At 74.1% G+C, this 12,537-nt stretch carries 12 protein-coding genes; 4 read left to right on the top strand and 8 right to left on the bottom strand.

Annotated elements, in window-relative coordinates:
- The 4 genes from QSK03_RS21425 to QSK03_RS21410 form a co-directional block, all read right to left on the bottom strand.
- On the bottom strand, positions 1-1,101 hold the full coding sequence (locus QSK03_RS21425; RefSeq protein ID WP_285656442.1) for a 4-oxalomesaconate tautomerase: 1,101 nt from the start codon (positions 1,099-1,101) through the stop codon (positions 1-3).
- Complete coding sequence (locus QSK03_RS21420) at positions 1,094-1,777, bottom strand: 4-carboxy-4-hydroxy-2-oxoadipate aldolase/oxaloacetate decarboxylase (RefSeq protein ID WP_285656439.1); 684 nt, start codon at positions 1,775-1,777, stop codon at positions 1,094-1,096. The genes QSK03_RS21425 and QSK03_RS21420 overlap by 8 nt, the downstream gene beginning before the upstream one ends.
- A 104-nt stretch (positions 1,778-1,881) precedes the next feature.
- Positions 1,882-2,565: a GntR family transcriptional regulator gene (locus tag QSK03_RS21415; protein WP_285656436.1), complete on the bottom strand. Its 684-nt coding sequence runs from the start codon at positions 2,563-2,565 to the stop codon at positions 1,882-1,884.
- A 50-nt stretch (positions 2,566-2,615) separates the two neighbouring features.
- Positions 2,616-3,911 (bottom strand): MFS transporter, encoded by a 1,296-nt coding sequence (locus tag QSK03_RS21410; RefSeq protein WP_285656431.1) that lies wholly within the window; start codon positions 3,909-3,911, stop codon positions 2,616-2,618.
- Between the two features lie 135 nt (positions 3,912-4,046).
- Here QSK03_RS21410 and QSK03_RS21405 point away from each other — a divergent pair, with 135 nt between their 5' ends.
- Together QSK03_RS21405 and QSK03_RS21400 are read left to right on the top strand one after the other, a co-directional pair.
- A complete protein-coding gene (locus tag QSK03_RS21405; RefSeq protein ID WP_285656429.1) occupies positions 4,047-4,964 on the top strand; it encodes an amidohydrolase family protein in 918 nt (305 codons plus the stop codon).
- A complete protein-coding gene (locus QSK03_RS21400; protein WP_285656426.1) occupies positions 4,961-6,340 on the top strand; it encodes an MFS transporter in 1,380 nt (459 codons plus the stop codon). Before QSK03_RS21405 ends, QSK03_RS21400 begins: the two co-directional genes overlap by 4 nt.
- Positions 6,341-6,355: 15 nt before the next feature.
- Here the strand turns inward: QSK03_RS21400 and QSK03_RS21395 are convergent, their stop codons facing one another.
- From QSK03_RS21395 to ypfJ, 3 genes are all read right to left on the bottom strand, one after another.
- The gene (locus QSK03_RS21395) at positions 6,356-6,718 is read right to left on the bottom strand and encodes a hypothetical protein (RefSeq protein WP_285656423.1); all 363 of its coding nucleotides are present in this window, start codon (positions 6,716-6,718) and stop codon (positions 6,356-6,358) included.
- Between the two features lie 118 nt (positions 6,719-6,836).
- On the bottom strand, positions 6,837-8,474 hold the full coding sequence (locus QSK03_RS21390) for a flavin-containing monooxygenase (protein WP_285656420.1): 1,638 nt from the start codon (positions 8,472-8,474) through the stop codon (positions 6,837-6,839).
- A 123-nt stretch (positions 8,475-8,597) separates the two neighbouring features.
- Positions 8,598-9,641, bottom strand: coding sequence for a KPN_02809 family neutral zinc metallopeptidase (gene ypfJ, locus QSK03_RS21385; protein WP_285656417.1), 1,044 nt, complete (start codon positions 9,639-9,641; stop codon positions 8,598-8,600).
- 211 nt (positions 9,642-9,852) lie between these two features.
- On the opposite strand from ypfJ, the gene QSK03_RS21380 reads away from it, so the two are divergent.
- The gene (locus QSK03_RS21380; protein WP_285656414.1) at positions 9,853-10,404 is read left to right on the top strand and encodes a potassium channel family protein; all 552 of its coding nucleotides are present in this window, start codon (positions 9,853-9,855) and stop codon (positions 10,402-10,404) included.
- A complete protein-coding gene (locus QSK03_RS21375; RefSeq protein ID WP_285656411.1) occupies positions 10,401-10,973 on the top strand; it encodes a P-loop nucleotide/nucleoside kinase family protein in 573 nt (190 codons plus the stop codon). Before QSK03_RS21380 ends, QSK03_RS21375 begins: the two co-directional genes overlap by 4 nt.
- A gap of 197 nt (positions 10,974-11,170) precedes the next feature.
- On the opposite strand, the gene QSK03_RS21370 is transcribed toward QSK03_RS21375, so the two are convergent.
- Positions 11,171-12,196 (bottom strand): amidohydrolase family protein, encoded by a 1,026-nt coding sequence (locus tag QSK03_RS21370; protein ID WP_285656408.1) that lies wholly within the window; start codon positions 12,194-12,196, stop codon positions 11,171-11,173.
- Positions 12,197-12,537: the final 341 nt, after the last annotated feature.

Below are 12,537 nucleotides of genomic sequence, written 5' to 3'. Positions count from 1 at the left end.
CTAGACCTCTCCGTGGTCGGGGGCGGGGCGGGGGAAGGCGACGCCGTCCATGAGCGTCCGGGCCGTGCGCACGACCCCGGAGCGGACGACCCGCGGCGGGCTCACCGAGGTGTCGACGGCGACGTCGACGAGGAAGTGCCCGGTCGGGTGCTCGACGTCGATCCGCGTCGCGCCCGCGGGCCACGTCTGCGCGATCTCGTGGCCGACCGCGCCGGGCAGCAGCATCCCCGTGACCACGCTGACCGCGGCGAGCACGCCCACCGCCGTGTGCGGGCGGACCGGGATGAACGAGCGGGTCGCCACGTGGCCGCCGTCGGCGGGCGGGGCGAGCAGGACGGTCTTGGGCACCGACGACGCCGTCACGTCGCCGAGGCCCATGAGCGCGCCGGCCTTGGTGCGCAGGCCGTCGATGCGCGCGGCGAGGGCGGTGTCGGCGGCGAGGTCCTCGTGGCTCTCGTGGCCCGTCAGGTCGAAGGCCGCGGCGAGCGCGAGCACCACCGGCATCCCGTTGTCGACGCACGTGACCTCGACGCCGTCGACGGTGTCGCGCACGCGGCCGGTCGGCAGCAGCGCGCCCGTGGCCGAGCCCTCGGTGTCGGCGAACGCGAGCGTGATCCCGGCGGCGGTGCAGGGGACCCCGGCGATCGCGACGTCGCCGGCGAACGTGACCCGCCCGCCGGGGGTGGCGACGGTCGCGACGGCGGTACTGTCGGAGTTGACCATGCGGATGCGGACGTCGGTGGTGCCGTCGGTCGCGGCGACGAGACCGCGCCCGATCGCGAACGGGCCGACGCCGGCGAGGATGTTGCCGCAGTTCTGCTGGTCGGAGACGGTCGGCTCGTCGACGCCGAGCTGGAGGAACAGGTAGTCGACGTCCGCGTCCGGGTGCGCCGACGGGCCGACGACGGCGACCTTGCTCGTCAGCGACGTCGCCCCGCCGAGCCCGTCGATCTGGCGCGGGTCGGGCGTGCCCATGAGGCGCAGCAGCAGGTCGTCGCGCGCGGCCGGGTCCGCGGGCAGGTCGGACGCCTCGACGTAGAGCCCGCGCGACGTGCCGCCGCGCATCATCGTGACGCGGACGCCGTCCTCGTGATCACTCATGCGCCACGTACTCGATCCCGAGCTCCTTCAGCCGGTCCCGCAGGCCGTAGCGGTCGAGCCCGAGCTCGCCGGCCCGGAGCGCCTCCCGGGTCGCGGCCTCCTTCTCGACGCGGGCCTGCGACGCCGTGAGCGCCCGCCCGACGTCGGCCCGCGGCACGACCATGACGCCGTCGTCGTCGCCGAGGACGACGTCGCCGGGGTGCACGACCTGCCCGCCGACCGTGACGGGCACGTTCACCGCGCCCGCTGTGGCCTTCACCGAGCCCTGCGCCGAGACCGCGCGCGACCAGACCGGGAAGCCCATCGTCCGCAGGTCGGCGACGTCGCGCACGCCGCAGGCCAGCACCACGCCGCGCACGCCGCGCTGCGCCAGCGAGGTCGCGAGCAGCTCGCCGAAGAGGCCGTCGGTCGACGGCGACGCGGTGGCGACGACGAGGACGTCGCCGGGGCGGCACTGCTCGACCGCCACGTGGATCATCAGGTTGTCGCCCGGCCAGCACAGCGCCGTCACCGCGGTCCCCCCGGCGCGGGCGCCGGCCCAGGCGGGGCGGAACTCCGGGCCGAGGTACCCGACCCGTCCCAGCGCCTCGTGGACCGTCGCGACCCCGTAGTCCCCGAGCGCCGCGGCGTCGCCGGCGTCGGCGCGTGGCGAGTCGGTCACGACCACCGTCCGCATGGGTTCCTCCTCCCGCGAGCCTCTGGTCCGAGCGTCGAATGTGTCGCCAAGATTGTCAACATTTTTCGCGACAGTTCAGGGCTGCGATGGGCGTGGCGTCGACCTCAGGAGCCGGAGGTGCCCTGCGCGACCTGGGGCAGCGTCTCGATGACGCTGGCGAGGTGCGTCCGCATGGCCGCCTCGGCACGGTCGGCGTCGCCGGCGCAGATCGCGTCGACGATCTCGAGGTGCTGGGGCAGGGACACCGAGGCCCGTCCCGGCAGCAGCGCCAGCCGGAACTGGTGGCGCACGTTCTGCCCGCGCAGCCGCTCGAGGACGCCGTCGGCCACCGCCTGCCCGCCGACGGACCGTACGGCGGCGTGCAGGCGCCGGTTGAGCTCCGAGTAGCCGAACACGTCGCCGCGCTCGACCGCGGCGCGCATGCCGGTGGCGATCTCCTGCAGCGCCGCGCGGTCCTCGTCGCTCGCGCGCTGGGCGGCCTTCGCCGCGCAGAGGCCCTCGACGACCATGCGGACCTCGGAGATCTCGATGGCCTCCTCCAGCGACACGGCCCGCACGCGGGCCCCGCGGTTCTGGACGCGCTCGACGAGGCCCTCGGCGGCGAGCTGCACCAGCGCGGTGCGCACGGCCGCACGGCTCGCGCCGAACTGCACCGAGAGGTCGGCCTCGACGAGCCGTTGGTTCGGGGCGAAGTCGCCCTCGTGGATGGCGCGCCGGACCAGGTCGACGACCTCCACCGGCCCGCTCGGGACCCCGGCCGGCCCGGCGGCGTCCGGTGCGGAGCTCATCGCCGACCTCCCCGGTGCGTGGTGTCCCGTCGCTGTGGTGCCGCCGAACACTACGCGAGCGCCGGTGTCGCGAGCTCCGCGCGGACGGCGCGGCGCCGGGGCACGAGGGCGACCGCGACGGCCCCGAGGACGCCGGCGACCGCGAAGACGGCGAACCCCCACGTGGACGCCCCGGCCGCGACGAGGAACCCGCCGAGGCTCGGCCCGACGACGGCGCCGACCCGCCCGATCCCGGCGGTCCAGCCGAGCGCGGTGCCGCGCGCGGCGGGGCCGAACGAGCTGCCGACGAACGCGTAGACCATGACCTGGGCGCTGAAGAGCCACGTGCCCGCGAAGAACACCACGGCGTACGTCGCGAGCACCGGCATCCTGATCGCCATGAGCGCGACGCCGACCGCCGTGAGCGCGAACCAGGTGATCGCGACCGGCCGCGGCCCCACCCGATCGGCCACGGGACCGGCGATGAGCAGGCCGACGATCCCGCCGATGTTGATGACGACGAGGAAGGCCACCGCCGAGCCGAGCTCGTAGCCGTTCGCGCGCATCATCGTCGGCAGCCAGGTGCTCATCCCGTAGACCAGCAGCAGGCCGAAGAACGAGGCGACCCAGAACAGCAGCGTGGTCCGGCGCGCGCCGCGGGCGAACAGCGCGCGCAGACCGACCTCCTCGGAGCGCTCCTCCTCCGCCGGCAGCAGCGACGCCGCGTCGACGCCGTGGCGCCGCGCGATGGCGTCCACCTCGGCGCGACGACCGCGGGCGACCAGGAAGCTCGGCGACTCGGGCAGCCACGCCAGCAGCGCCGGGACGGCGACCACCAGCGGGACCGCGCCGAGGAGGAAGACCCCGCGCCAGCCGATCGACGCCGCGAGCCCCAGGCCCAGCGCACCGGCGAGGGCGCCCCCGGCCTGGTGCGCCGTCATCACCACCGCGACGCTGAGCGCCCGGCGACGCGGCGTCGCGTACTCCATCGCCATGGCGATCGCCGTCGGCAGCAGCCCACCCAGTCCGAGCCCGGCCACGAAGCGCGCGGCGCCGAACACCGCGATCGAGGGCGCCAGCGCCGTCGCGAGCGAGGCCAGGGAGAAAACCGTGACGCCCAGGACCAGCCCCCAGCGGCGTCCGAGCCGGTCGGCGATCGCCCCCGACCCGACGGCGCCGAGCAGCATCCCGAAGGTCGTCAGGCTCCCCATCTCCCCGGCCACGGCCGGGGTCAGGCCGAGCGCGTGCTCGGAGAGCAGACGGGGCAGGACGGCGCCGAAGACGAAGAGGTCGAGGCCGTCGAGCAGGACGACGAACCAGCACAGGGCCGTCACCCGCGTGGCGAGACGGGCGGTCGGGGTGGACATGGTCGAGGGACGCTAGCGCTCACCAATATCGGCAACAAGAGTCACCACAAAATTGTTGACAATCCTTGCGCCGATCCGGGTCGGCAGGGAAGCTCACCCGGGTCACCACGACGACGGGAGAGCAGAGTGGCTCCGATGCCGACGACGCCGAGCCCCGGCTGGCTGACCTGGGACCCGACACCGTCGCGTCCGACGATCGCCCTGCCCCCGGGTGCGGTCGACGCGCACTGCCACGTCTTCGGGCCCGGCGACGTCTTCCCGTACGCCCCGGAGCGCAAGTACACCCCGACCGACGCGGGCCGCGAGCAGCTGTTCGCCCTGCGCGACCACCTCGGGTTCGACCGGCAGGTCGTCGTGCAGGCGACGTGCCACGGGGCGGACAACCGGGCGATGGCCGACGCCGTGCGCGCCGCCAGCGGGCGGGCCCGCGGGATCGCCACGGTGCGGCCCGACGTCACCGCGGCCGAGCTGCGCGAGCTCGACGACGCCGGCGTGCGGGGCGTCCGGTTCGCCTTCCTGAAGCGCCTCGTCGACGCCGCCACGCCCGACGAGATGGCGGCCGTCGCCGCCGCGGTCGCGCCGCTGGGCTGGCACGTCGTGGTCTACCTCGAGGCGGCCGACCTGCCCGGGATGGAGGACGTCCTCGCGCGGCTCCCGGTGCCCGTCGTCGTCGACCACATGGCCCGCCCCGACGTCACCGGCGACCCCGACGGCCCCGAGTTCGCGCGCTTCCTGCGGTTCGTCGAGCGCCACGACGTGTGGGTCAAGGTCGGCTGCCCGGAGCGCCTGTCGGTCACCGGGCCGCCCGCCGTCGACGGCGAGCGGCACGCCTACACCGACGTCGTGCCCTTCGCCCGCCGCGTCGTGGCCGAGCACGGCGACCGCGTGCTGTGGGGCACCGACTGGCCCCACCCGAACCTCACCGACCACATGCCCGACGACGGGCTGCTCGTCGACCACGTCGCCCACCTCGCGCCGGACGCCGACGCGCGGCGCCGCCTGCTCGTCGACAACCCGATGCGCCTGTACTGGCCCGAGGAGGGCTCGTCATGACCACGCCTGACTCCCCCGCGGCGCCGACGGCGCAGCAGCGGCTCGACCGCCTCCCGATCGGGCGCTTCCACCTCGTGACGCTGGTGGCGGTGTCGTTCGCGTACTTCTTCGAGTTCGCCGACATCAACACCTTCGCCGTCACGGCGCCGCGCCTGCTCAAGCTGTGGGGCGTCACCGTCAACCAGGTCGCCTACGTGACCTCGACGTCGTTCGTCGGCATGTTCCTCGGGTCGATCGCCGCCGGCGCGCTCGCCGACCGCGTGGGACGCAAGCGCGCGCTGACCGTCACGGTGGTCCTCTTCGGCGTCTTCTCGCTGACGTCGGTGTTCTCGTGGGACGTCGTCTCGCTCGGCGTGTTCCGGTTCCTCACCTCCGCCGGGCTCGCGGCCATGACCGTCGTCGCGGTGATCTACGTCAGCGAGCTGTTCCCGGCCGCGAAGCGCGGCAAGTACCAGGCGTACGCGATCGCCATCGGCATCTGCGGCACCCCGGCCACCAGCCTCATCGCGAGCTTCGTCGTGCCGATGTCGGACTGGTCCTGGCGCCTGGTCTACCTCTGGGGCGCGCTCGGGCTGTTCTTCGTGTTCTTCCTGCGCCACCTGCGCGAGTCGCCGCGCTGGCTGGAGAGCCGCGGCGAGCACGAGCGCGCCGACGCCGTCCTGCGCGACATCGAGTCCTCCGTCGCCGCCGAGAAGGGCCCGCTGCCCGAGCCGGCGGCGCTGCCCGAGCAGCCCGCGGGCACCGCCCCGGACGGCGACCCGTGGTACCGGGTGCTGCTGCGCCGCCGCGTCCTGCTCCCGGTGCTGCTGCTCTGCGTCCTGTGGGTCACGCAGACCATCGGCTTCTTCGGGTACTCGAGCTGGGCCCCGACGCTGCTCGCGAAGCAGGGCTTCAGCGTCGAGAACTCGATCTTCTACGTCGCCCTCACCACCGTCGGCGCGCCGCTGGGCTGCCTGCTCGCGGCCGCCGTCACCGACCGGTTCGAGCGCAAGTGGTGCCTGGCGGTGTTCGGCGCCGTCATCGGGGTCTGCGGGCTGTTCTACGGCCTGACCTTCGACCCGGTGCTCATCGTCGTGTTCGGCTTCATGGTCAACCTCGTCGAGCGCGGCTACACCGCCCTGGCGTACGCCTACTCGCCCGAGCTGTTCGACACCCGCACCCGCTCGCTGGGCACCGGCATCTCGTACGGCGTCGGCCGGCTCTCCAACGCCGCCGGGCCGCTGATCATCGCGGCGCTCTACAACGGCAGCGGCTACCAGAGCGTCTTCGTGTTCATCGCCGCGACGTGGGTCGTCGGCGCGATCGTCGTCGCCCTCTTCGGGCCGCGGACGAAGCTGCGCCGTACGGCGACGGCGCCGGAGCCCGCAGCGGCCTGATCAGGCCTTGTCTCTTCAGGCCGTGCGGATCGCCTCGAACGGGGCGGTCGGCTGGTGGGTCGCGAAGCGGCGGGGCTTCGGGCCCGCGGGCGGCTGCGCCGTCGGCGTCGTGGGCAGGCACGGGAACGCCGACGGGTTGCCGCGGGTGTCCGCCGAGGCCAGCACCTCGACGCCGAACGGCCAGCCCGTGCGGCGGGCCGCGCGGGCGGCGTCGGCGAGGTCCTCGAGGTCGCGGCCGCCCACGCCGCTCGCCGTGCTCGGCGCCGGCCGGGCGGGTGCCGCGGGGGCAGGCGCTGGAGCGGGCGGCGGTGCGGGCTCGGGATCGGGTGACGACGGCACGGCGCGGCGGCCCGGCCGCCCCTTGCTGTGGTGTCCCATCGCCGACGCTCCCTCGCGGGTGAGGACGCCCGCACGAACCGGCGTCACCCGGTGAACGAGCGACGCGGCCGGAGGCAACGACGGTTCCTCCCGTGCGGTCAGGCGGCCTCCCCCGGGCTCAGACCGCCGCCGTCGCGCCCGCCCCGCTGAGCGCGAACCCCTCGTAGCCCTTGGCCGCGACGTCGTCGCAGATGCCCCGGTACACGCCGACGCCGCCGACGTACGGGTACAGGCTGCGGTGCTTGCCCGGGATGTTGGCCCCGACCCACCACGAGTTCGCCCGCGGCAGCAGCGTCGCGTCGGTCACCTCGTCGTGGTGGGCGACCCAGCCGTCCTCGGCCTCGGCGACCGGCTCGATCTGCTCGACGCCCTGCTCGCGGAGGTGGCGCAGGCAGTCGGCGACCCAGTCGACGTGCTGCTCGATCGACACCACCATGTTGGAGAGCACCGACGGACTCTGCGGGCCGGTCAGCATGAACAGGTTCGGGAAGCCGCGGCTGGCGATCCCGAGATAGGTCCGGGGTCCCCCGGCCCACTTGTCGGCCAGGCCCAGCCCGTCGCGCCCGGTGATGTTCAGCCGGAACAGCGTCCCGGTCATCGCGTCGAAGCCGGTCGCGTACACGATGGCGTCGACCTCGTACTCACCGTCGGCCGTCCGCACGCCGGTGGGCGTGATCTCCTCGATCGGCGTGCGCCGGGCGTCGACCAGCGTCACGTTCTCCCGGTTGTAGGTCTCGTAGTAGCCGTTCTCCAGCGGCGGGCGCTTGGTGAAGAACGGGTGGTCCTTCGGCGCGAGCATCTCGGCGACCTCGGGATCGTCGACCCGCTCCCGGATCTTGCTGCGGAGGAACTCGGCGGCCGTCTCGTTGGCGTCGGCGTCGAGGAGCAGGTCGTTGAACGTCGTCCCGAGCCGGAAGCCGCCCTGCGCCCACGCCTCCTCGAAGATCTCCCGGCGCTCGTCCTCGGGCACCGAGAGCGCCGTCCGCTCGGCCACGTCGTAGGGGAAGCCGAAGGCCGTGTCGCGCGTGCGCGCCCAGATCGCGCGGTACTCGTCCTTGATCCGCCGGTCGAACTCGGGGGTGACCGGGTGGTTCCCGCCCGCGATGTCGTAGTTCGGGGTGCGCTGGAAGACGGTGACGTGCGCCGCCTGCTCGGCGACCTCGGGGATGAGCTGGACGCCCGTGGCGCCGGTGCCGATCACGGCGACCCGCTGCCCGGTGAAGTCGACGCCCTCGTGCGGCCAGAGCCCGGTGTGGAACGTCGGGCCGCGGAAGCTGTCGCGGCCGGGGAACTCGGGCAGGTTCGTCGTCGACAGGCAGCCGACCGCGGTGATCAGGAAGCGGGCGGTGAGGCGGTCCCCGGCGTCGGTGTCGACCTGCCAGCGGCCGGCGTCCTCGTCCCAGGACGCGGCGGTGACGGTGGTGCCGAAACGGATGTCACGGCGCAGGTCGAAGCGCTCGGCGACGGTCTGGAGGTAGCGCAGGATCTCCGGCTGGCCGGCGAAGCGCTCGGTCCAGGTCCACTCCTCGAGGAGATCCTCGGAGAGGCGGTCGGAGAAGCTGTAGAAGTAGCTCTCGGAGTCGCAGCGCGCCCCCGGGTAGCGGTTCCAGTACCAGGTGCCGCCCACGTCGTCGGCGGTCTCGATCACCAGCGCCGACATCCCGAGGGTGTCGCGCAGGCGGTGGAGCATGTAGAGCCCGGAGAACCCGGCTCCCACCACCACGGCGTCGAGATCGGTGGACACGGCCTCGGACATCGGCGTCCTCCTCGTCGTCCCGGCGCGTGACGCGCCTCACCCCCGAGGGTGCAACGGGACGTGGTCGGTCGACTACCGCCCGATGGCCCCACCGCATCGGTCAAGCCGGCGGATCGGCGGGAGTCACCCCAGGTCGTTCGTCCGGAACGTGTCGCACCGCGTGGGGTCGCCGGTCGTGTAGCCGGTCGTGAGCCACTTCTTGCGCTGGGCCGAGGTGCCGTGGGTGAACGAGTCCGGGTCGACGGTGCCGCCGCCGAGCCGGCCCTGGATGTAGTCGTCGCCGATGCGCTGCGCCGCGTCGATCGCGCCGTCGAGGTCGGCCTGGGTGATCTCGGTGAAGAACGCCGGCCGGCCGGCCGCGGGCTGCGCGGCGTGGTTCATCCAGACCCCGGCGTAGCAGTCGGCCTGCAGCTCGAGGCGCACGGAGTCCGACGTCGCGCCCTGCCGAGTGCGCACCGCCGCCTCGGTGCCGAGCAGGTCCTGGACGTGGTGGCCGTACTCGTGGGCCAGGACGTAGGCGTTGGTGAGCCCGCCGCCCTGGGCCCCGAACTGCTGGCGCAGCTGGTCGTAGAAGCTCAGGTCGATGTACACGAGGTCGTCGGCCGGGCAGTAGAACGGCCCGGCGCTCGAGTCGGCGCTGCCGCAGCGGGTGTTCACCGTGCCGGTGAAGAACTTGGTGTCGACGTTCGTGTACCGCGGCTGCGCGCCGCGCACGGTCGGGGCGACCGCGGCGTAGCCACCGCCGGTCCAGTAGGCCTGGATCGAGTTGATGTCCGCGACGATCGCGCAGTCGGGGTTGCGGTTCGCGTCGGCGCCCGTGCGGCAGGTGCTCGCGAGCTGCGAGGTGCCGGCCACCGCCGGGCCGCCGGGCTGGCCGAAGCCGCCCGTGACGGACGAGCCCGTGGAGTTGGTGGTGCTTCCCGTGCCCCCGCCGAGGAACTGGAACGCGAGGAAGCCGACGACCACCACCACGATGAGGACCCAGCTGACCTTGCCGCTGCGCCCGCGGAAGAGCAGCCCGAGGAGCAGCGGGAGCAGGCCGCCGCCCATCCCCCCGCCGCCCCCGCCGCCGAACCCGCCGCCGAACCCGGCCGAGCCGCCGCCGCCCTCGCCCCGCGCGTCGGTGACCTCGGACGCGTCGAGCTCGGCGTCGTCGTTGTAGCGCATCCGTCGTCCCTCGGGTCGGTCGTTGTCCTCGCGGCTGGTCCGCGATTTCCCTGCGGCTGGCGTTCTGTTCCGCGACTTCTCTGCGACTGCTCCGGCGATGATCCTGGCGCACCGACGGCCCGTGCCGGGACATCCTGCGGGTCCGGATCGTCACGACACGCGCCGCCGCGGTTGCTGGTGTCGACGGTCCGCATGCGGTGCGCTGCGGGGTGTGAGCAGCCCGGGGCACCCGCCCTTCTCCCTCGCCCCGCGCCGGGACACCGCCCTGTCGCTGGTCCGCGCCACGCTGACCGTCACGGCACTGGTGGTCGTGTACTACCTGCTCCCGCTGACCCTGGAGTCCGCCGCGGTCACCGGGCTGACGCTGGTCGCGGGCCTGGTCGCGCTCGGTGTGGTGCTCGTGTGGCAGCTGCGGGCCATCGTCCGGGCCCCCTACCCCGGCCTGCGGGCGTTCGAGACGCTCGCGCTGGCGATCCCGGCCTTCCTCCTGCTCTTCGCGGCGGTCTACGTCCTCGCCTCCGATGCCGACCCGGCGGCGTTCACGGAGCCGCTGACCCGCACCGACGCGCTCTACTTCGCCGTGACCGTGTTCGCGACGGTCGGGTTCGGCGACATCGCGGCGCTCGCCGAGTCGACGCGCATCGTCGTCACCGTGCAGATGGTCGGCGACCTGCTGATCATCGGCCTGGTGCTGCGCGCCGTGCTGGACGCCGTCGAGCGGGGCCGCCGGCGCCGCAGCCAGGGCCCGGAGGCCGGCCCGTGAGGCCCGCGGACCTGTGGGTCGTGGCCGGGGCGCCGGGCGCGGGGAAGAGCACGGTGGCCGACCGGCTGCTGGCCCTGCTGCGGGATGTCGGAGGCCCGGTGCCGGCGCTGCTCGACAAGGACACGCTCTACGGCGGGTTCGTCGCCGCCACGCTCGCGGCGGCCGGGCGCCCGGACGGCGAGCGCGAGGGCGACTGGTACGACGAGCACGTCAAGGCCCACGAGTACGGCGGGATGACGTCCGTCGCGCGGGAGATCCGCGAGCGCGGGTGCCCCGTGCTGCTCAGCGCGCCGTTCACGGGCCTCATCCGGGACCCCGCGCGGTGGTCGGCGTGGGTGGACGAGCTCGGCGGCGACCCCGTCCGTCTCGTCTGGGCCTCCTGCGACCCCACCACCCTGCGCCGTCGCCTCGAGGCCCGGGGCCGCGCGCAGGACGCCGGCAAGCTCGCCGCGTTCGACCTCTTCGTCGCCCGCATGCGCCCCGCCACGCCCCCGCCGGTCCCCCACCTCGCCGTCGACACCACCGCCCCCCTCGACCCCCAGCTCCGCGCGGCCCTGGCGGGGTCCTGAGGTGTTCCGGGGGGGGGTCTGCGAGGCCCGGGGTGTTCGAGCAATGCGGCTTTGCTGGCGTGTGACGCCAGGATCGCCACATCCTCGCCGACGCGACACGCCGTGCTCTCGTGCGGTCGGCGCGCCGGCGGGGTTGTCAGCCTGGCGTCCACCCTGACGCTCAGCGTCAGGAAAGCCGCCACGATCATCGGCGACGGTCAGAGCCCGAGCAGGGCCTTCGCGTTGCCGTGGGTGACGGCGTGGCGCTCGTCGTCGGTGAGGTCGGCGCCGTCGAGGAACCCGCGGGTGCCGTCCATCGTCAGGTACGGGTGGTCGACCGACCACATCACGCGGTCGAGCCCGACGACGTCGCGGACGAACGCGAGCTGGCCGGCGTGGAACATCCCGCTCGGCGTGACCCAGACGTGCTCGCGGTAGATCTCGCTGATCGACCCGGAGAGACCGGTCGCCCGCGACGGGAGGGCATCGTCGAGGCGCGGCAGGAACCACGGCACCATCTCGCCCCAGTGGCCGCTGATCACCTGGAGGCCCGGGATCCGCTCGAACACCCCGCCCAGGATCATCCGCAGGACGTGGACGCCGGCCTCGTGGTGCCAGCCCCAGCCGGCGAGCGAGAGGGTCGCGGACACCTCGTCGGCGAACCCGCCGTAGTACGGCTCCTGCACCTGCGGCAGGGGCGCGAACGGGTGCAGGTAGAGCGGGACGCCGAGGGCCGCGGCCTTCTCGAGGGCGGGGCTGTGGCGCGGGTCGTCGAAGAACGTCGTGCCCGGTCGTCCGACGATCAGCGCCCCGCACATCCCGAGCTCCCGCACCGTGCGCTCGAGCTCGTCGGCGGCGGCCTGCGGGTGCTGCCATGGCAGGACGGCGAAGCCGGCGAGCCGGTCGGGGTACGCGGCGGCGGCCGCCGCGAGGCGGTCGTTCGCGGCCCGCGTCAACCGGACGGCATCGGCGTCGGGCACGAGCTGGGCGGGGCTGCTGTACGACACGACCTGCACGTCGATGCCGTGCGCGTCCATCGCCGCGATGCGGCCCGCGCCGAGGTCCTGCGCCCGTTCGAGGGCCAGGTCCATGCGCACCGGGACGGGGCGGTCCGCCGTGGTGTCGTCGCCGGCGCCCGACCCGAGCTGGCGGTCCAGGTAAGGCGCCTCGCGCTCCAGCGCCGGCCCGGCGGCCGCCCGGATGTCGCCGTCGACGGTGTGCTCCTCGATGCAGATCAACTCCATGACGCCACCCTGCGCTCGTTCGGACCGTCCGGCAGGGCCGGCGTCCGGCTCGTGCTCGGTTGCCCGGCCGCGGCCGTGGCGGGCGGCGTTGTCGGTGCGCCGGGGACGCGAGCGGCACGTTCGGCAGGTCCGAGAGTGGATCGGGGTGCGGAACGTGCTGCCCGCGTGGTCGCCGCTGTCGCGTACGTAGGTGTTTGTCGTCCTGCGTCGCGTCTGTCGCCGGTGTCGGGTACACTCGAACACATGAGCGACGACCTGGGGGAGCGGGAACGTGCCGCGCTCGCAGCCCTGCAGGTCGCCGAACGCTCGCGGCGCCGGGACTGGTTCGCGCGGCTGGAGCA

Source organism: Actinomycetospora sp. NBRC 106375 (assembly GCF_030269665.1).
In the GTDB taxonomy this organism is placed as follows: domain Bacteria; phylum Actinomycetota; class Actinomycetes; order Mycobacteriales; family Pseudonocardiaceae; genus Actinomycetospora.
Note: the sequence above shows the minus strand (reverse complement) of the source record. Positions and strands in the feature narration are given on the sequence as shown.

Coding starts and splice junctions, on each gene's coding strand:
- QSK03_RS21415 (WP_285656436.1), bottom strand. CDS start 2,565: ATGAGCTCCGCACCGGACGCCGCCGGGCCGGCCGGGGTCCCGAGCGGG.
- QSK03_RS21390 (WP_285656420.1), bottom strand. CDS start 8,474: ATGTCCGAGGCCGTGTCCACCGATCTCGACGCCGTGGTGGTGGGAGCC.
- QSK03_RS21425 (WP_285656442.1), bottom strand. CDS start 1,101: ATGAGTGATCACGAGGACGGCGTCCGCGTCACGATGATGCGCGGCGGC.
- QSK03_RS21410 (WP_285656431.1), bottom strand. CDS start 3,911: ATGTCCACCCCGACCGCCCGTCTCGCCACGCGGGTGACGGCCCTGTGC.
- ypfJ (WP_285656417.1), bottom strand. CDS start 9,641: ATGCGCTACAACGACGACGCCGAGCTCGACGCGTCCGAGGTCACCGAC.
- QSK03_RS21420 (WP_285656439.1), bottom strand. CDS start 1,777: ATGCGGACGGTGGTCGTGACCGACTCGCCACGCGCCGACGCCGGCGAC.
- QSK03_RS21370 (WP_285656408.1), bottom strand. CDS start 12,196: ATGGAGTTGATCTGCATCGAGGAGCACACCGTCGACGGCGACATCCGG.
- QSK03_RS21400 (WP_285656426.1), top strand. CDS start 4,961: ATGACCACGCCTGACTCCCCCGCGGCGCCGACGGCGCAGCAGCGGCTC.
- QSK03_RS21405 (WP_285656429.1), top strand. CDS start 4,047: ATGCCGACGACGCCGAGCCCCGGCTGGCTGACCTGGGACCCGACACCG.
- QSK03_RS21395 (WP_285656423.1), bottom strand. CDS start 6,718: ATGGGACACCACAGCAAGGGGCGGCCGGGCCGCCGCGCCGTGCCGTCG.